14 protein-coding genes are annotated in these 18,482 nt (G+C 45.7%); all 14 read right to left on the bottom strand.

Annotated elements, in window-relative coordinates:
• Window positions 1-19 precede the first annotated feature (19 nt).
• A complete protein-coding gene (locus GC56T3_RS08690) occupies window positions 20-1,531 on the bottom strand; it encodes a xylan 1,4-beta-xylosidase (protein WP_013145190.1) in 1,512 nt (503 codons plus the stop codon).
• A 14-nt stretch (window positions 1,532-1,545) separates the two neighbouring features.
• A complete protein-coding gene (locus GC56T3_RS08685; RefSeq protein ID WP_013145189.1) occupies window positions 1,546-3,585 on the bottom strand; it encodes an alpha-glucuronidase family glycosyl hydrolase in 2,040 nt (679 codons plus the stop codon).
• A 17-nt stretch (window positions 3,586-3,602) separates the two neighbouring features.
• Window positions 3,603-4,493: a carbohydrate ABC transporter permease gene (locus GC56T3_RS08680; RefSeq protein ID WP_013145188.1), complete on the bottom strand. Its 891-nt coding sequence runs from the start codon at window positions 4,491-4,493 to the stop codon at window positions 3,603-3,605.
• A 14-nt stretch (window positions 4,494-4,507) separates the two neighbouring features.
• Window positions 4,508-5,455, bottom strand: a complete 948-nt coding sequence (locus tag GC56T3_RS08675; RefSeq protein WP_013145187.1) for a sugar ABC transporter permease — start codon at window positions 5,453-5,455, stop codon at window positions 4,508-4,510.
• 107 nt (window positions 5,456-5,562) lie between these two features.
• The gene (locus GC56T3_RS08670) at window positions 5,563-7,212 is read right to left on the bottom strand and encodes an extracellular solute-binding protein (RefSeq protein ID WP_013145186.1); all 1,650 of its coding nucleotides are present in this window, start codon (window positions 7,210-7,212) and stop codon (window positions 5,563-5,565) included.
• 470 nt (window positions 7,213-7,682) lie between these two features.
• Window positions 7,683-8,678 (bottom strand): endo-1,4-beta-xylanase, encoded by a 996-nt coding sequence (locus GC56T3_RS08665; protein ID WP_013145185.1) that lies wholly within the window; start codon window positions 8,676-8,678, stop codon window positions 7,683-7,685.
• Window positions 8,679-8,680: 2 nt separating this feature from the next.
• A complete protein-coding gene (locus tag GC56T3_RS08660; RefSeq protein WP_013145184.1) occupies window positions 8,681-10,798 on the bottom strand; it encodes a glycoside hydrolase family 52 protein in 2,118 nt (705 codons plus the stop codon).
• A 78-nt stretch (window positions 10,799-10,876) separates the two neighbouring features.
• Window positions 10,877-11,491, bottom strand: coding sequence for a polysaccharide deacetylase family protein (locus GC56T3_RS08655; protein ID WP_013145183.1), 615 nt, complete (start codon window positions 11,489-11,491; stop codon window positions 10,877-10,879).
• Between the two features lie 23 nt (window positions 11,492-11,514).
• On the bottom strand, window positions 11,515-12,561 hold the full coding sequence (locus tag GC56T3_RS08650; RefSeq protein WP_013145182.1) for an aldose epimerase family protein: 1,047 nt from the start codon (window positions 12,559-12,561) through the stop codon (window positions 11,515-11,517).
• 114 nt (window positions 12,562-12,675) lie between these two features.
• Window positions 12,676-13,542: a carbohydrate ABC transporter permease gene (locus GC56T3_RS08645; protein WP_013145181.1), complete on the bottom strand. Its 867-nt coding sequence runs from the start codon at window positions 13,540-13,542 to the stop codon at window positions 12,676-12,678.
• Between the two features lie 14 nt (window positions 13,543-13,556).
• Window positions 13,557-14,426, bottom strand: a complete 870-nt coding sequence (locus GC56T3_RS08640; protein ID WP_013145180.1) for a carbohydrate ABC transporter permease — start codon at window positions 14,424-14,426, stop codon at window positions 13,557-13,559.
• A gap of 62 nt (window positions 14,427-14,488) precedes the next feature.
• Window positions 14,489-15,814 carry an extracellular solute-binding protein gene (locus GC56T3_RS08635; RefSeq protein ID WP_013145179.1) on the bottom strand — a complete coding sequence of 442 codons (1,326 nt, stop codon included), beginning with the start codon at window positions 15,812-15,814 and terminating at the stop codon, window positions 14,489-14,491.
• Window positions 15,815-15,919: 105 nt separating this feature from the next.
• Entirely contained in the window at window positions 15,920-16,699 is a 780-nt protein-coding gene (locus tag GC56T3_RS08630) for a response regulator (RefSeq protein ID WP_041468372.1), read from the bottom strand.
• Window positions 16,699-18,420 (bottom strand): sensor histidine kinase, encoded by a 1,722-nt coding sequence (locus GC56T3_RS08625; RefSeq protein ID WP_013145177.1) that lies wholly within the window; start codon window positions 18,418-18,420, stop codon window positions 16,699-16,701. Before GC56T3_RS08625 ends, GC56T3_RS08630 begins: the two co-directional genes overlap by 1 nt.
• Window positions 18,421-18,482 lie beyond the last annotated feature (62 nt).

Raw genomic sequence — 18,482 nt, 5'->3', positions numbered from 1 at the left:
AAACCATTTTGGTAATCTTTCATGAAGAATACGATGTTATTTCACCATCATCTAAGCCGACATATGTGCTTGTCTCATCTCGAACTTGCTCAATCTCGATTAATGTCACTTCGTTTTTTGATAGAACAATAGATAAATGAATCACACCGTCCGTTGCCCGTCTCTGCTCCGTCATCACATGAGGCTGCGCCACTTGACGCAACGTTTCCACTGCTTGACGGCTTGGAAAGCGGGGACGCCCCATCTGTTTCCAAACTCTCCACGCGTTCCCGTACTGCTCATTGACGATTTGCCGTTTGATAAAAACCACTGAAAATGAAACCGGAATCACCAGCTGCACTTCTTTTGTCAATCCTTCTCCTTTTTCCATCACTAAATTCCAAAGCACTGCGGCAATCGATCCATCTTTCCGCCTTGTCACCATCATCTCCGAATCTCGGTACAGCAACTCGTCACCCAGAGCATTAAAGAACGTAAACGTGTGAAACGTCGGCTTTGGAATCGAATGAAGCGCGACTAGACCAAACCCACCGTGAAACAACGCCTTCGGAACGTCCATTTCTTCAAACACATCGCTGAACGTCCAATACGAAAACGAGTCGACGTAATCTCCTCCCTCGCTCAAAATACGGGCAATGTATGCAGCATTGAGCGCCGTATCATGAACCGGGTTGATGGGGCTGTACGATGTATTATATTCGGTAATATGCAACGGCAAATGCGGAAACGGAGACTGGCGAATCAAGGCGCGCACCGTTTTGAATTGCTCCAACATATCTTCTGGCGGCTCAAGCTCTTGATAGTAATATTCAAACGTTTTCTTATGCGGCGCCTTCGATGTATAGGCATGGCGGCTGACAAAATCAACAGGCACCCTCCGTTCGGCGCAAAAGTGGAGAAAATCCGTAATCCATTCATCGCTTCCTCCGCAAATGGCCGGTCCCCCAACTTGCAAATGAGGATCAACGCTTTTTACCGCCCGGGCTGTCACCTCGTACAGCTTAAAATACTCCTGTTGGTTGGCATCTTTCCAGAAGTTCACTAAATTAGGTTCATTCCATACTTCAAACAGCCATGTCCGCACTTCCTCAATCCCGTATCGCTCAACGAAATGGGAAACGACCGCCACAATAAGGTCCCGCCACTTATCATAATCTTTTGGAGGTGTAACATTGCCTTTCCAATAAAAGACGGTTTGATCTCCTGAAGCAAGTGCACTTGGCATAAACCCAAATTCAATAAACGGCCGGATATTCAACGCTAAATACGAATCAACAATCCGGTCGACGTACGTAAAGTTATAAAACGGCTTCATTTCCCCATCGATTTCGACTTCTCGATAAATTCCGACATCATCGGAAAGCAAGCCATGACCGCGGATGTATTGAAACCCTATTTTCTCTTGCACGAGTTTCAAGTGGTCCAAATACTCCTTTTGCAAAGCAAGGCCAAGCCGCCCAGTTCCAACGCAAAATTTCCAATTCTTTTTAAACTTCTCCCTCCCGTTGCTTGGCACGTTTACAACCTTCATGCTCTCTCCCCTATTCACCGATAAATTTTCCGCCCGTATTGGTCGTCTATTCCTGACTTCCGGTAAAAGTACGTATTGATGACATCTCGCCATTCTTTAGCATGTTCCACTTGGATCGTCAATCGTTCCAATACATCATGATACCGTTTTTCGTCGATTTTCCCTTTCAGTTGTTCCCATCGTTTCCGCAACTGTTTCGCCTGCTCAACCCCTTCAAAATGAGTATTGTAAATATGTTGAATGACCGTTTCCCCTGAATGCAGCCGATGAGTGTACGGAACGTGATGGAAAAACAAAAGCAGCTCATCCGGACAAGTGTCGAGCGACTCATACATCGCTGCATTTTCCGGAAAGTATTGCGCCGTATATCCTGTTCCCGTAGCAACCGTCCGGTCAACACCGATCCCGTCGCGGTCGGCATAATGGTACGTCCCCCAATGCGAATATTCATAGCCATCCACATTAGGACCATAATGGTGCCCTGGGTTCACCATCCAGCCGACGCCAAGCGGAGAGGTGTAGTTTTCATAAATTCTCCACGAAGATAGAAGCATCCAACTGATCGTCTCGACGACTTGTGAATCATCCCCAAACGTTTGCACAACCCATTCGTTGGCAATTTCTTCGGCAGACAAATCCGGATTCCAAGCGAGCCGCCCAAATCCATACAAGTTTGCTTGGGCCAACGTATGCCCAGTCCAGTTTGGGTCACTGCCAATATTAGATACCCCTGCGATCCCGCTGTATCGATAGTCAAATAGCGATCCATCAATTACCTTTTTTACTTCCGACCCTTTTCCCTTGGCATACGTATCAAAATCAAGCACCTCTTTCCACTGTGGAATCAAGAAGCATAAATGTTTTTGCTGTCCCGTATATTCCTGAGTGATTTGAACCTCCATCATTTGATTGGTTTTCGGCATAGCGCCAAATAACGGAGAAACCGGCTCCCTTACTTGAAAATCCATTGGGCCGTTTTTAATTTGCAAGATGACATTCTCCCGAAACTGTCCATCCAATGGCTTAAAGTGATCATATGCTGCCTTTGCCCGATCGGTCGTCCGATCACGCCAATCTTGCTGGCAGTTATAGACAAAGCATCTCCAAATGACGAGCCCCCCAAATGGCGCCAACGCCTCTGCCAACATATTTGCCCCTTCCGCGTGATCGCGCCCATACGTAAAGGGGCCAGGACGGAACTCGGAATCCGCCTTGACTACAAAGCCGCCAAAATCAGGAATATATTGATAAATGCGTTTCGCCGTTTCCTTCCACCACCGTCGCACCTCGGGGTCAAGTGGATCTGCTGTTGGAAGCCCTCCTACCTCAATGGGGCTTGCGTAGTTGATGCTCAAAAACGTTTTGATTCCGTAGGTTCGGAAGATATCCGCTACTTCCGCCACGTCAGGCAAAAAGTGATCGGTGATGAGTTTCGTTTCTGTTTTGTGTACGTTGACATTGTTGATGGAGATGGCGTTAATGCCCACAGAAGCCAGCAATCGTGCATAATCTTTTATCCGTTGGTTTTGTTTCACAAATTGGCCATCGGCAAAGAAAATCGACCGTCCAGCATATCCGCGTTCGATGTTGCCATCCATATTGTCCCAATGATTGATCATGCGCAACCGGTTTTTTGGCTGCTCGATGATAGACAATTGGGCGATGTTCTCACCCATTTGCAATAATCGGAGGAAATGAAAGACACCATACAACACACCAGCATCTGTTTTCCCAATAATGTAGATACGGAACGGTCTATCGTCGACATCCGATCGAATCACATACCCTTCCGGATGAACAAGCGTTCCCTCTAATGGCCGCTCGAACTCTTCATCTTCAAGCGTCCCAAGCCAAATCGAATTAGCTGTTTCATTTACTTCCTGCACCACTTGCGGCTCAATCTCCATCATCGAACGAAGCCCTTTTTGGAGCTCTTCCACGGCTGCTTGAAAAATTGGCGATGTTCTTTTCGCCACAATCTCCTCAAACCGCAATCGACTATATCGATCCTTCCGCTCATACCGCAGCCAACAAGGTTCGTATCCCGCTGCCATGTCAGTTTCTCCCCCCGTTACTCTTTTTCCGCCCCCAACACAATCCCTTTCACAAAAAACTTTTGCACAAACGGATAAACAATCAGCATCGGCAAAGCTGCGATGAAGATTTGTGCCGCCTTCACTGTTCGTTCAGATAAGTTTTTCAATGTTTCTGCATCGACGCTCATTTTCGTAAAATCCTGTTGAACAATAATCGTTTGTAAGAACGTAGATAACGGGTAATGTTTCACATCGGACATATAAATCAACCCATCAAACCATGAGTTCCAATGAAAAACCATCGTAAAGAGCGAAATCGTCGCAATGGCAGGCACCGAAATCGGCAAATAAATTTTCCAAAAAATCGTAAAATGATTTGCGCCATCCATTAAAGCGGCCTCTTCAAGCGATTTCGGCACCGAAGTTCGGAAAAAGTTCACGAGCAAAATTAAGTTAAAGGCGCTGACAGCTGGCGGTAAAATCAACGCCCAAATCGTATCTGTCAATCCGAGCTTCGTCACCACCATATAAGTCGGAACGAGACCGCCATGGAACAACATCGTAAACACGAAAAACCACATGTAGAGCTTCCGCCCGCGAAAGGCGTCGTCGCTTTTGGACAGCGGATAGGCAGCGCATAACATGACTCCCATGGAAATGACTGTCCCCAATACAACACGCAAAAACGAATTCCAAAGGGAACGCAAAAAATTTTCATTCCCAATCGTTTTCTCATAAGCGTCCAGCGTAAAGTCAACTGGCCACAGTCCAACCAGATTAGCGGTCGCCGCCGCACTGCCGCTGAATGAGACGGCTAAAATATGGATGAGAGGCAAAAGACAAAGAACGGCAATGATCGTTAAAAGAGTATAGTTAAACACAGTGAACAGTTTATAAGACCAGCTTTTTTTGTAGTGATAATGCATAGACCTCCCCTCCCTTAGAAGATTTTATAGTTCGCATACTTATAAGCGAGACGGTACCCCGTGACCACGAGAATAAAGCTAATGACCGATTTAAACAACCCTACAGCTGTCGCATAACTAAAATCCCCGTTCAAAAGGCCGACACGGTAAACATACGTATCGATGATATCACCCGTTTTGTAAACAAGCGGATTATACAAGTTTAAAATTTGATCAAATCCGGCATTTAAAATGTTTCCGAGTGACAACGTTCCAACCACAATGATGATCGGCAACATGGAAGGCAATGTAATGTAAATGGTTTGTTGCCACCTGTTGGCTCCATCCACAATAGCCGCTTCATACAACGACGGGTTAATGGAAGTAAGGGCAGCTAAAAATACAATCGTGTTAAATCCGCATTCTTTCCACACATCTGTAACGACAACAACGGTACGAAACCAATCGTTATCTCCGAGGAAGAAAATAGGCTTAACACCGAATATTGATAAAAAACGGTTAACAATCCCCCCTTCAGGAGAAAGCATGTCAATCAAGATCCCGCCCAGAATCACCCATGACAAAAAGTGCGGCAAATACACGATCGTTTGAACCGTCCGCTTAAACTTCATCACGTATACTTCGTTGAGAAGCAACGCAAACGCCAAAGGCACACCGAGGTTAAAGATGATTTTTAATGTTGAAATGACCAATGTGTTCCAGATTACTTGACGAGCGTCTTCATATTCAAACATCGTTTTAAAATGCTCGAGACCAACCCAAGGAGAACGCAAAAAGCCAAGCCAAGGCTCATAATCTTGAAAAGCCATGACCAGTCCGAGCATCGGAACATATTGAAAAATCAACACAATGATGAGGGCAGGAAGCAACATAACATGCAACTGCCACGTTCCTCTTCTTTTCTGAACTCTCTTTGCTTCCACCGCTGTTGTTTGTCCTTTGACATCGACGGCCGACTGCATACCCGTTTCCTCCTTTCGGCGTCATCTCTTGAAAAAACAGGTGCGGACATCGATGTAAATTCTCTTTCACGATTCACTCCTGTCCGCACCCCACCGTCGTTGAAACGTTACTTTTCTCCTTTTACCGATTGATACCATTCATTCACTTCTTTTGTAATTTCTTTGCCCCCAGATTCTTCCCATTTTTTCACAAAATCATCAAATGCACTCAGTGGCGCCCGTCCGTAAATGATGTTGGCAAACGTTTCACGTTCCATTTTTGTCAAAAACTCTCCGCGTTTTTGCATCGTTTTAGTGGGCGGGCCTGTAAACTCGTTTTCAATGCGGTATTGATTTTGTTGGTTGACGATTGTAGCCGCTTTCATAAACGACTCACCTAAAGATACAATTCGTGTATACTCATAGGCGTTTTTCGGCTGACGCTTCGTTGTATACAACTCCTCGACTAGATCATACAGCATGTACGGAACGGTCGGAATGGCTTCCGTAATGAAATAAGCCCCTGGATCCAATCTTCCTCCTGGAATTTCCTTGTCATCATAAACGGGCTTGCCGTTCTTCATCACATAGTCATAACCTTCCGCCAACCCGTATTTAAAATATTTCGAGTCATTATACACATAGGCGTATGCTTCATCTAGGTATTGGAAGAATTTATCCATATGTTTAAAGTCTTTGCTGAACAAAAACATGCCTGTAACCAATCCCTCGCCACGCCGGCCGATTTTGCCATCCGGACCACTCGGCAGTGGGTATGGTTCCACAACGGCTCCTGGATTATTTTTCAACGCATCTGCGATTGGCCATCCAGCAGCCCAAGGAGGAGCAGAAATGATTCCCGATTTTCCAGCGACAAAGCTTTTGATCGCCGTCTGTTCGTCCAAAATGCCAACTTCTTTGTCCAAGTATCCTTTTTGATACCATTCATTCAGCTTAGCCAACGCTTTTTTCATAGAAGGCTGTACCGATCCATAGACAAGTTTCCCATCTTCGCCTTTTGACCATGAACCAGGTTCATAGTTGCCATAAGCACCGAAAATAAAGCTTCCGTCGGCCAACCAAGTCGCCAATCCGTTTTTGCTGGCCAGCGTCAAGCCAATCGTATCCTTTTTCCCATTGCCGTCAGGGTCTTTGTTGACAAACGCGTCCATGATTTTCTCGAGATCTTCGATTGTTTTAGGCGGCTGAAGACCTAACTTATCAAGCCAATCTTTGCGAATCCAAAGCAAGGAGTCAGAACCATTGCCTCCAGAGAACCGCGGAATTCCGTAGCGCTTTCCATCGACAGTCGCCGGATAAAACGCTTCCGGAAATTGCTCATAAATCTTTTTCAATCTCGGTGACGCATATTTCTCAATCGCTTCGTCGACCGGCATCACTTTTCCGGAACGAATTAAATCATTGATCAACTGCCCGTCTGACACTTTAAATACGTCAGGCAGTTTCTGTCCGGATGATAAAGCTAAGCGAATTTTATTGTGATACTGTTCATCGTTTGGAGCTGTCCACAATGTTTTCCATTTAATCCCTAATTCTTTTTCCGACCATCGTGTGATAGGATTGTTGTTCAAATCCTCTCCCTCTCGAAATTTCGTATCATCCTTTAATGTGCGGACAGTTGTAATGGTTACAACGCCATTTTTCTCTTTTGAATCTCCAGACCCACTGGACGAAGAAGATTGACTGTCCGTACATCCCGCAAGCATTCCAACCGCCAATGCAGTAGCGGTTAAAGCCGCAAACGCTTTTTTTAGCATATTTCTCCCTCCAATCCCATTGTCTCAAAATCCCCCTTGGCTGCGATCACATTCTTTTTGATAAAGAAAACATAACGATTCCCCGTCTCAATCCCCCCTTTCAAGGTTTTATTGGGAAAGCGATTTCAGATCATTGCACCCCAACTCCTCACCGCTCTACAAACATTCTAGTATACTAGTTTGAAACGACGCATCCTACAAAATGGCTGTAATGCCGCCCTCATGATTCCAGACAAACAGAAGAATGAATTCTCGATTGACATCCCTGTTCATATAGTCAAAATGTCAATCAGCTTCATGATTTGCCGTTTGCTTTTCTACTACTAGTATGACTAGTATACTAGTTCTGCTTCCTATTATAATGGAAAGTCCACTTACATTCAATGATTTTCTGAAATCTTTTAATTATTCACAAAGAGAGGAACCCTTATTTGCTGTTCCCCTCTTCGCCGCGACGTGAAGCAATATCATCAGACACTCACTGCCCGCCAAAAAGCTGGTTTCGGTTTATGCTGTTCATCGAACAAAAGCGGCCAGTTTTTTCTCCCCTGCACTGGAAAGTTATCGAGCCATGTATGGTCATCAGCAATTCCCCAAAATGTGACACTTTGAATAACATCGCGATACTCCTTAAACAAAGCGAAAATTTGCCCATACCGCTCTGCTTGCTGTTCGATCATTTCGTTCGTCGGGACAGCCAAATCGGTTCGACGATCGTGAAATTCAAACATGGATACATCGAGTTCCGTAATATGAAGAACAACGCCAAGGGACGCATATCGTTCAATGGCCGCACGAATTTCATCCAACGATGGGTGGGTCAAACTCCAATGCGCTTGCATCCCGATGCCATGAATCGGAATGCCTTTGTCACGCAGCGATTTGACAAGTGCAAAAATTTTTTCTCTCTTTTCCGGAAAACATTCATTATAGTCATTGTAAAAAAGCAGTGCATCTGGGTCAGCTTCATAAGCGTAGAGAAATGCTTGTTCCATAAAATCGTCCCCGATGATTTGTCGCCACTTCGACGGCCTCAACAATTCGTCTCCTTCGTCGGCTACCGCTTCGTTGATGACATCCCAACAATATATTTTTCCCTTGTATCGCCGTACAACAGTTGAAATGTGACATTTCATCCGCTCAAGCAACACATCCCGACTGACGAAATGGCCTTGACCATCTTGAAACACCCAATCCGGAGTCTGGTTGTGCCATACAAGTGTGTGCCCTCGAACCGCCATTCGGTGCGAACAAGCAAAATCAACAATCCGATCCGCTTCCTGAAAGGTAAATTTCCCTTCTTCCGGCTGAAGATGCTCAAACTTCATATGGTTCTCTGCCGTAATACTGTTGACATGATCGATCAACAACTGTTTTTGCATCTCAATCGTCACAGGATTGACCGCCGCCCCGATGTGGAAATCATTCGCGAATACATCGCGGAGGGAGGGGAGGGAGCTGTTCATCTTCATTCCCCCTCCTCCAACCATAAAATGCTCGTCACGCCGCGCGGGTAGTATTTGCTGCCGCTGATTTCGCCAGCGATAATTTGGTCGCTCCAACTCCAAATGGAGAGCGTCGGATGCGTGAGCCACGCAACATGAGCCGCATCAGCTCGTTTTCCTTGTTCATCCCATTCCCACCCTAAAATGCGGCGGGCAATAAACTGGCATAAGTAAATTTTGCTCAACCACGAGTTGTTGCTTGTCGAGGAAATTTTCCATCCCCCGTCCGGGAATAGGCAAATTCCTTCCCGCAACACATATTGCAAATGTTGTCGCAGTGCACGAATATAGTCTCCAAAACGTCCGTCTTCTCTTAACGCCTCATGGCAGTTCGTAAAGTAAGGAAACACAAGCCCCTCAATAGCCGGAATGATTTTCGAGTCATTTCCTTCTCCCATCACGGCTGGGATATACCCGTCCTCCGTCACGTGACTGACAATCGTCGCGGCGCATTTTTCCGCCTGCTCCCTTGCCAATGCAGCCAGTTCTTCTTTGCCGACATCGCGGAACAACTTTTCGAGCGCCACATAGGCAGCCCAACATTTTCCTGCCAAATATAAATTGTTGCGCGCCTGGCCGAGGGAAACATCCAAACTATCATACGTTGTGATTTCCGCTCCACCCATGGTGCGGGTGCTGTCAAGCCCCATCACGCCGTTCCGCTTTTCTGGATCCGGATGATCACGACGCACCATGCTTTCGAGACATTGTTCCAAGATCGTAAGCCGCCGGTCGCGCCATGCCCAGTCTTTCGTTTGTTCGATGTATACCGCCGCGCAAAGCACCCAGTTGACGAGCTGTTCGTGCGTCATATGCGAAAAGCAGCCGCTGATTCCGTATAGCTCATATGACGAGTAATGCGGACGCGAGAACGTGTTAGCGACTCCCATATCATGAGTGAAGCTGATGCCGCCGGGATATTCCGTCTCATCTCCTGGGAAACGGACACGATCCTCATAGCTGTAGCGCTCGACATAGAAGTCAAGCACATTTTTCACCGTCCACGGATTCATTTTCAACTCAAAAAAGAGCTGGTCGACGGTGAGATCAAACGTATTCATCATCCGGTACTCGCCTTCATTAACGACCCAAATCGGCTTTCCTTCATGCTCAAGCAGTTGTGTATTGCCATAGTAGCTGCGGATCGCGTGCGCCATCATAAACTTTTGATCATCGGAGAGCCATTCTTTTTCAATGAGTTCATTCGAACGGAACGCCTGCTCCTTTAACACCTCGGCCTGCTCTAACGCATAAAGACCGACTTCTTCGATATTATGGAAGAAACGGGTGTAAAAATAAGAGGCATCCATTCCTGCGGTAACATAACCACCGCGGTAAAAACAAACAGCAAATTGATACGTTTTCTTTTCTCCCGCCGGCACATCAACGATTAACGCACCGACTTTCCCAAGCCCAAACGTCCAGTTTTCTTCGAGAGTCGCCGTTAAGATATCCTCCATGCTAAAATGCAGCGCTGAGCGAACACCCTCATCCTTGGATACAATGCCCAAAATCCGCCCTTGACCGACCCCGCGCAGCTGCGGGCATGTATCATCGATCCGCCGCATCGAGGTATACGGGTCGGTGCCTTCGAATCCGAAAAACGCCCGTCGTGTTCTTGTTCCGTTCGTGTTATCGATCGTCATCTCGACAATGACAGCTGGGACCAACGCCAACTTGAGTTCTTCCTCGGCCGCTGTTTCGGGATCAGGCACCGCCTTTACCGGCGAATAAATCGTAAACGTTAAATCCCCAGCTTTCCATGTATCCGTTGCCACACAGAATTCGCGCTTGATCTCCTCTTTCGCAAACGGGATGAGAATGTTTGGTTTTTGCGGATTCGGATCAGGATTTTCAATGTCATATCGTTTGCTTTCATCCTCGCCTGCTGTTTCCGCGAATGGAAGGATATGATACAGCCCCGGCTCATGCGGCGACTCAACGCCAATAAAGACATTTTGCCGTGGCGGTCGGGCGAGTTCCAAGTCCAGTCCTCCGCTTTTTCCCGGAAACCCTAGCGTAAAGCTGGCAAACGCCCCAACCGGCGAGTGATGGGCGTTGAAAAATACATTGGTTGGCATGAATAGCTCACTCTCCTCTTTTCTTACTATGCAAGCGATCGATCATGAGAGCACCAGTGCTGCAAAAGAACGGCTTTTTCATCTGCTTTCGGCCCGCAGCTCCAACAATTCGCTGACCGTGACCAATTTGTAACCTTGCGAATACAATTCGGATACGAGTATATTGACAGCCTCGATCGTTTGTGAACGATCTCCAAATCCGTCATGAAAAAGCAAGATGCTCCCGTTTTTTATATGGGGGCGACTCTTCCGAACAATATAGTCAACTCCTGGCTGTTCCCAGTCTCGGGCATCCGTATTGAGCGCACCGATCATTTGGTAGCCGAAATGGTTGCACATCGAAACAACAGTTGCATTGTAGTCAAGATAAGGAGGACGGAAAATCGTGGGCTTCGCTCCAGTCATCTCGGTAATGATGACATCCATCCACTCCATTTCTCGAAAAGCCTCATCTTCCGTTAGAGAAGTCAGGTTAGCGTGAGAATACGTATGATTGCCAATTTCATGCCCTTGCGCCTTGACCGCCTCTACAACTTCCGGATGCTTCTCCATCTGGCTTCCGATCATAAAAAAGGTCGCTTTTCCAGATGCCTTCTCCAATATCTCCAACACGTTCAATGTATAAACCGGATTCGGTCCATCATCAAACGTCAGGGCGACCAATCTGTGCGGCGTCTCTACATGTTCAATCATTCCTCTATCTTTCCTCCATTGATTCAAATGATGCCAAACCGATAGACCGTCGTTGATGCTCGCTCTTGGCCAGCTGGCAATACGATCGACGGAAACTGCGGATGATGAACCGCATCCGGCAGTCCTTGCGTTTCCAGGCAGATGCCTAAATATTTCCGCGACGGCACGCCGCCCAAATCCAGCCCCTTCGGCAATTGGTTTGACGTATACACGACGACGCCGACCTCATCCGTCTCCACCGTCAGCACCCGCCCACTCTCTGGGTCGGAAAGCACAATTTCCCTGTCGTGATGCCGATCGAGCCAAAATGGATGGTCATAACCCCCGCCAACGAGTTCAATTTGCGGATGCCCGGATTCGACCGCCTCCCGGATCGCCTTTCCTTGCCGCAAGTCAAACGGCGTGCCGGCGACATCCAAGATGCGGCCCGTCGGAATCAGCTCCTCATTCAACTCGAGCACACGCGAGCTTTGGATCGTCAACGTGTGATCCAAAATATCGCGCTTGGCGTTGCCGCTTAGGTTAAAATACGTATGGTTCGTCAAATTGACGAGCGTCGTTTTGTCCGAACGAGCTCGGTGTGTGACGATCCATTCGTTGTCATTGTTCAGCCAATATTCCACTTGAACATGAACCGTTCCCGGGTACCCTTCCTCCCCGTCCGGGCTTGTGTATGAAAACACGACCCCCACCGCACCGTCGCGCCAAACGGGCTCGGCCTGCCAAAGCACGCGGTGGAATCCGTTCGGACCGCCGTGCAAGTGGTTGTTGTTTTCGTTTTTCGCCAGTTGATATGTGATTCCATCAAGTTCGAAGCTCGCCCCGCGAATGCGCCCCGCCACCCGGCCGATTACGGCGCCGAAATAAGGGGCGTTCTCAACATACGGTTCAAATCGTCCAAACCCGAGCACGACATTTTCGATGTTGCCGTTCCGGTCGGGAACGCGGAGGTCCGTCACGATGCAGCCGTAGTTTGTCGTGGACAGTTCCATGCCGTGTTCATTTGTCAACGTAAATAAAAGAACTTCTTTTTCGTTGAAACGAGACCATGTTTCTTTCCTAATCCGCAACCTCTCTCCCCCTCTCCAACGATGGAAATAGCAACGATTTGATCATTTTCATCATACTATATTCTGTTTGGTTTGTATATAATACAAACAAACTTAACCGCGATCCATATGACATCATCCTTTTACCGAACCGGCAACCAATCCTTCAATAATTCGGTCGCTCAAGAATAAGTACACAATCAAAATCGGCAAAATGCTGATCACCAAAGTCGCGCCGATCGCCCCCCAGTCGGTGAGATATTGGCCGACAAAATTATTGACTCCGACTGTGATCGTTTTCCATTTTTCTGAACTAATGAACGTGTTGACAAACACAAATTCATTCCAATTGTAAATCATGTTAATAATGGCTGTAGTCGCAAGAACAGGCGCTGTCATCGGCAATGTGATGCGGAAAAAAATGCGATGAACAGAGCACCCGTCCATTACTGCCGCTTCTTCGATTTCGCGCGGCAACGACTGATAAAATCCCAGCAAAATCATAATCGTAATCGGCAAGTTAAAGGTCGTATACGAAAGGATAATCGAAATGGGGTTATCAATTAAGTTCATTTTATTATAAATATTAAACAACGGAATGAGCGTCGAATGAAGCGGGATCATGTAAGCGATCATAAACAGGGCCAATACAACACCTTTGAATTTCCACTCCATTCTGGTCAAGGCGAACGTAACGAAGCTGGCTAAAATCAAAGTCAATACAACAGCGACAATCGTATACCAGACACTATTGAAAAAGTATTGGTTGATCCCTCCATCAAACCAAGCATTTATATAATTTTCCCATCGTGGAGATTTCGGCAAGGCGAACGGAGACATTCCAAATACTTCTTGATTCGTCTTCAACGACAATAAGAATAACCATACTAACGGATATAATTGAAGAAGCGCTACAACAACCAAGATGAAGTAAAGAATTCCCATTGCGATTCGTCGTAAAGGAGAACGAGGCTTGGAATCTAAGATTTTCTTTTCTTTCATAGTCAATTCTCCTTTTATTCTTGATTTACTCTCAACATTTTTTGAATCATCCAGGTCGCTCCCATGCTAAGGATGAGCAACCCAAAACCAATGGCACTTCCATACCCGAAGTTGAATTTTCCAAACGCTTCTTTATACATATAAGAAGCAATCACTTCCGTGGCATGCCCCGGGCCGCCTCCGGTCATGACGTAAATCAAATCAAAATATTTCAAAGACCCGACAACGGCTAGAATCACCAATACTTTTAACACCCCAGAAATAAGGGGCACCTTAATTTTGTAGGCAATTTGAAAGGCATTGGCACCATCGATTCTTGCAGCTTCAATCAATTCTTGGGGTACATTAATCAAAGCAGCATACATAATAATGATGTAAAACCCCGCATACTGCCAAACGATCGGGATGAAAACCGAATATAGCGCCATATCCGGATCCGCCAACCAAAGTGGAGTCTCTTTTATCCCAAACATAGACAACAAACTGTTAATCAGCCCATTCATCGGATCAAAAATCTTAATCCAAAGTTGAGCGATGGCGACAGACGACATAAGCATAGGAATAATGTAAATTTTTCTAAACAAATTCCCTCCCTTAATTTTGCTCGCCAATATTAAAGAAACGATTAAATAGCCGATCAAACTGAGAACGGAAAACAACGCCAACAAAACGGAGTGCCAGGTGCTTTCCCAAAACAGCTTGTCATGAATAAGCTTTTTATAATTTTCCAAGCCGATGAACTTCATCTGGCCTACCCCGCTCCAATCCATCAATCCATAATATCCCGTCAGTGCAATCGGGATATAAATCAAAAACAAGACAAGGAGAAGCGACGGCAGGACATAAAGAATGATCGCTGTTTTATTGGACATAACGTTTTTCATCGCTGATAACTCCTTCTTTACAAATAAGGGGGCATGTGTTGTTCCAGATGCCCCCAAAATTCTTATTTGTTGGCTTCCTCCGCCAACGCGTCATCATGTTGTTTCGCAAATTCTTCTGGCGTGATTTGTTTCCCAAACAGGGCCGTCATTAAGTCATGGTGCAACTCAGAAACATTCGGGCTTGCTTGGGTGTCAAACCAAGTCGTAATGTTTGTCGCGTTATTGATGTCATGCAAGACATCCAGGTACATCTTCGGTACGTTCAACCCTTCTGTATTCACCTTTGTAGCTGGTAAAATGCCTGCACCTTCCACTGACCGTTTGCCCCATTCTTTGACAAGGTACGCCGCAAAGTCTTTCGCTTGTTCTTTATGCTTTGAGTTTTCTGCGACAAACGCGCCTAACCCAGGACCGCCGACATAACTGTTGATGTCCGTTCCTTTGCCGCCTTCATACAATGGGAATTTGAAGTAACCCACTTTCTCTTTAAACTCTTGCGGCACATCCGGGCTGGTTGTAAAGTTCGGCAACTCCCATGTGGCCGTTAAGAACATGGCTGCCTTTTCGTTTAGGAAATAACCTTTAGCATCATCATTCGAGAAGGCAGTGTTCCCTTTGACAAAGAACCCCATATCCACAAGATTTTGAACTTCTTTCGCCGCTTTGACAATAGCTGGGTCAGACATTTTCACTTTTCCTTGAATGACATCGGTCAAAATCGTTGGGCCGCCAATCCGGTCAGCGAGGTACATAAACCACATCGATGCCGGCCATCCGTCTTTTGAACCGACTGTGGCTGGAATCACCCCATGCTTGATCAACGTTTTCCCAATGTTTTTCAAATCTTCAAAGGTTTTCGGTTCCTGAAGACCATATTTTTTGAAAATCTCTTTGTTGTAGAAAATATACGTGATGTTCATCTCCATTGGAAGCGCATACGATTTACCGTTAAAGGTATACGCTTCTACCGTTCCAGGTACAAACTGGTCTTTAAATTCTTTTTCGATAATATCATTTAGCGGCGCAAATTGTCCTCCAGTGGCGTATGGTTCGGCAAAACCGTTCGACCACGTCAACCCTACGTCAGGCAATTCATTCGAAGCGGCCAACACTTTTAATTTATCCCGATATTGATCCGGATTTAATACTTCTACATCAATCTGAACATTCGGATGCTTCGCTTCATAGTCTTTAATAATCTCCTCTACAAGATTGTAGTAAGCGGTTGAACTGCCTTTTGGCCAGTCGTGCATAAACTTCAAATGAATTTTCCCGTCTCCGGATTTCCCCTCGCTCGCAGAATCGCTCGACGAAGAAGAACAACCAGACAGCACAATCCCCGCCATCAACATTAGCAAAACCAACCATGTGAACGCTTTCTTTTTCATAAACTGTACCCCCTTCTCTACTCTTTTGCTTGCAAATACAGTCTACCATCATCATGAAGGGGGGAAAAGGCAACAACCATTAGGAAAAGTACCAGTATTTTTAGATTACTTTTCTTTTTGACTTTTTCGATAGCTGCTCGGAGTCTTTCCCTCCATTTCCTTAAACAAATGAATAAAATATTTTGCTGTTTTGTAACCACACTCTTCCGCAATCTCTGACACATCCATATCAGTCGTCATCAACAGTTCTTTAGCTCGCTGCATTCTTCTTCTTGTGAGATATTCGCTGAATGTGAGTTTCATTTGTTCTTTAAACAACGTGCTAAAATAGCTTGGATTCAAATGGACGTGCTCCGCCACTTCTTTTAGTGATATATCATCTTTTAGATGCCGATCAATAAACTGGATGGCCTCGCGAATCGGTTCACGAGTTTGGGGGTGACGGTCAAGGGCATCGATGAGTTTATCGTCAACCAATTGTCTCATCACTCGTTCCCTTTCCTTTTGCTCGGAAACGTGGATCGCTCTTTCTACCGCTTCAAATAATTCGCTTTTTTTCACCGGCTTCAACAAATAGTTTAATACACCAAGGCTGATGGCTTTTTGCGCATAATCGAAATCAGGGTAAGCAGAAATGAGGATCACTGCCGGAGAATCGTCTTTTTCTCTCATTTCCTCTAACACATCAAGCCCGGTAATTTCCGGCATCCGAATATCTGTCAATAACACGTGCACCCGCTCTTGCCGCAAAATGTCAAGCGCTTCTTGGCCATTGGCAGCCGTTATGATTCGGTGTTTGCCGGAGGCCCATTTTTCCAACAACCGCTTCATCCCTTCTCTCGCCCTCGGCTCATCATCCACAACTAAAATGGTCTTCTCATGCATCATTTCTCCCCTCCGTTAACGGGAATTCGAATCGTGACTTTTGTGCCTTTGTTTTTATGGCTGTCAATCGTTATGCCATCGCTCGTTTCTTTCTTGTAATAAAGTTGGAGACGTTTTTTCACATTATACAATGCCATTCCTTTTCCTTTCGCTTCTCCTGTATGCATAGCCTGTTTCACCGCTTCGAGCCTTTCTTCATCCATTCCAACTCCATCATCTTCCACCATGATCTCAAGATGACGATCCGAAACCGGCTTGATAGCCACGATAATGGTACAAGGGGCTGACCGGCTTTCCGAACCATGTACGACCGCGTTTTCGACTAACGGTTGAATCAACAGTTTCGGGATTTTGACATTTTCCCATTCCTCAGGCAGCGACAAATGCCACTTGATGCGATCGCCAAACCGAAATTTGATAATGTCCATATAATTTTCGATATGGCGAAATTCCTCTTTCAATGTGACCCAATCATCGTTCACATTTCGGCTGATGGTGTAGCGAAACAGCTCTGACATGGACACAACGACATCTGCCAACTCTTCTTCTCCCTTTTCTTCTAATGACCATCGCAGCGACTCCAATGTGTTGTACAAGAAATGGGGGTTGATTTGCGCTTGAAGCGCTTTCAATTCACTTTGGCTGCGGACAATCTCTTTTTGATACACCATTTTGATCAAATGATTCGTTTCTTTCACCAATTGGTTATAGGTGCTATTCAGCTCCCTGATCTCATTGACCGTAACCATTTTCGGATCAACCGCTAATAACTGCTCATTCGCCAGTCGCATCGTTTTCGTTAATTGAACAATCGGCCGTGTAATGATGGTCGAGAGAAAGAGTGAACATAAAAAATAAATGACCATCCCAATGACGCCAGCGAAAATGATCCCAAACCGAATGCCATTCATCCCTTTGGTTAGAGCGCTGACAGGCGTTAATATGAAAACGGTGAACCCTTTGTTGGAAGACTGCTTTGTTACCATGTATTCGGTTTGATTTATTACCGTTGCTGACCGTTGATTTAACGAAGATACATCAGTTAATCTGGAATTATTTGAAAAAATAACCTTTCCTTCCGGATCGGAAACCAATACGTATTGCCCCGTGTTCACCTCAGTGATCGCAAAATACGGCTTATAAATTCGGGCAAGCAAGTATCCCCCGTTGGCAAAATGGCGCTCCATCAACGTAATGCGCCGGATCACTAAATAAAATTGAGGACTCCTTGGATCTTCTCCGATCCATACAAGTCTGCCTTTCGCGCGATCCGCTTCATAAATCCATTTCACGTTGAGACGTTGAAACATCTTCATAGAACTGTCTAGGGGAAACACTTGCTTTAAATCTTCTGTATAGAGCTCGACAGAGTAAATGCCCTCAGAGTTGGCTTGGATATTATTAACCACACTTTTTAACCTTTGCAATTCTGGAAATGTCACCTTCTCTCCCGCATGGATTCGTTCAAATAATCGTTGAACTTCTTGATTGGTCATCACAAACTTTGTCGCTGTATTCAACTGTTCAAACAATGAATCAATCCGACCGCTCGTTTCAATAGCTGTCTGCTTGATTTGGTTTTCAGCGTTGTTCCGAATCAACAGGGACACTTGCTTGAGCGTGATCATGCTGACGAGAGACAGCACAATCACCATGACAAATAGGAATACGACCAATATCTGATTTCGCAACGTGTTCCATTTTTTTAGGTAGCTAAGCATGGCGATGTCCCTTCCTAACGGAAAAGAGTATGTGAAAGACAAATCTCTTTAATTACTAGTAT

The organism is Geobacillus sp. C56-T3 (assembly GCF_000092445.1).
In the GTDB taxonomy this organism is placed as follows: Bacteria; Bacillota; Bacilli; order Bacillales; family Anoxybacillaceae; genus Geobacillus; species Geobacillus thermoleovorans.
This window is presented reverse-complemented; position numbering and strand designations above follow the sequence as displayed.

What these genes read in the sequence shown, in the direction of transcription:
- GC56T3_RS08690 (WP_013145190.1), bottom strand. Translation starts at nt 1,531, where the DNA reads ATGAAGGTTGTAAACGTGCCAAGCAACGGGAGGGAGAAGTTTAAAAAG.
- GC56T3_RS08685 (WP_013145189.1), bottom strand. Translation starts at nt 3,585, where the DNA reads ATGGCAGCGGGATACGAACCTTGTTGGCTGCGGTATGAGCGGAAGGAT.
- GC56T3_RS08680 (WP_013145188.1), bottom strand. Translation starts at nt 4,493, where the DNA reads ATGCATTATCACTACAAAAAAAGCTGGTCTTATAAACTGTTCACTGTG.
- GC56T3_RS08675 (WP_013145187.1), bottom strand. Translation starts at nt 5,455, where the DNA reads ATGCAGTCGGCCGTCGATGTCAAAGGACAAACAACAGCGGTGGAAGCA.
- GC56T3_RS08670 (WP_013145186.1), bottom strand. Translation starts at nt 7,212, where the DNA reads ATGCTAAAAAAAGCGTTTGCGGCTTTAACCGCTACTGCATTGGCGGTT.
- GC56T3_RS08665 (WP_013145185.1), bottom strand. Translation starts at nt 8,678, where the DNA reads ATGAACAGCTCCCTCCCCTCCCTCCGCGATGTATTCGCGAATGATTTC.
- GC56T3_RS08660 (WP_013145184.1), bottom strand. Translation starts at nt 10,798, where the DNA reads ATGCCAACCAATGTATTTTTCAACGCCCATCACTCGCCGGTTGGGGCG.
- GC56T3_RS08655 (WP_013145183.1), bottom strand. Translation starts at nt 11,491, where the DNA reads ATGATTGAACATGTAGAGACGCCGCACAGATTGGTCGCCCTGACGTTT.
- GC56T3_RS08645 (WP_013145181.1), bottom strand. Translation starts at nt 13,542, where the DNA reads ATGAAAGAAAAGAAAATCTTAGATTCCAAGCCTCGTTCTCCTTTACGA.
- GC56T3_RS08640 (WP_013145180.1), bottom strand. Translation starts at nt 14,426, where the DNA reads ATGAAAAACGTTATGTCCAATAAAACAGCGATCATTCTTTATGTCCTG.
- GC56T3_RS08635 (WP_013145179.1), bottom strand. Translation starts at nt 15,814, where the DNA reads ATGAAAAAGAAAGCGTTCACATGGTTGGTTTTGCTAATGTTGATGGCG.
- GC56T3_RS08630 (WP_041468372.1), bottom strand. Translation starts at nt 16,699, where the DNA reads ATGCATGAGAAGACCATTTTAGTTGTGGATGATGAGCCGAGGGCGAGA.
- GC56T3_RS08625 (WP_013145177.1), bottom strand. Translation starts at nt 18,420, where the DNA reads ATGCTTAGCTACCTAAAAAAATGGAACACGTTGCGAAATCAGATATTG.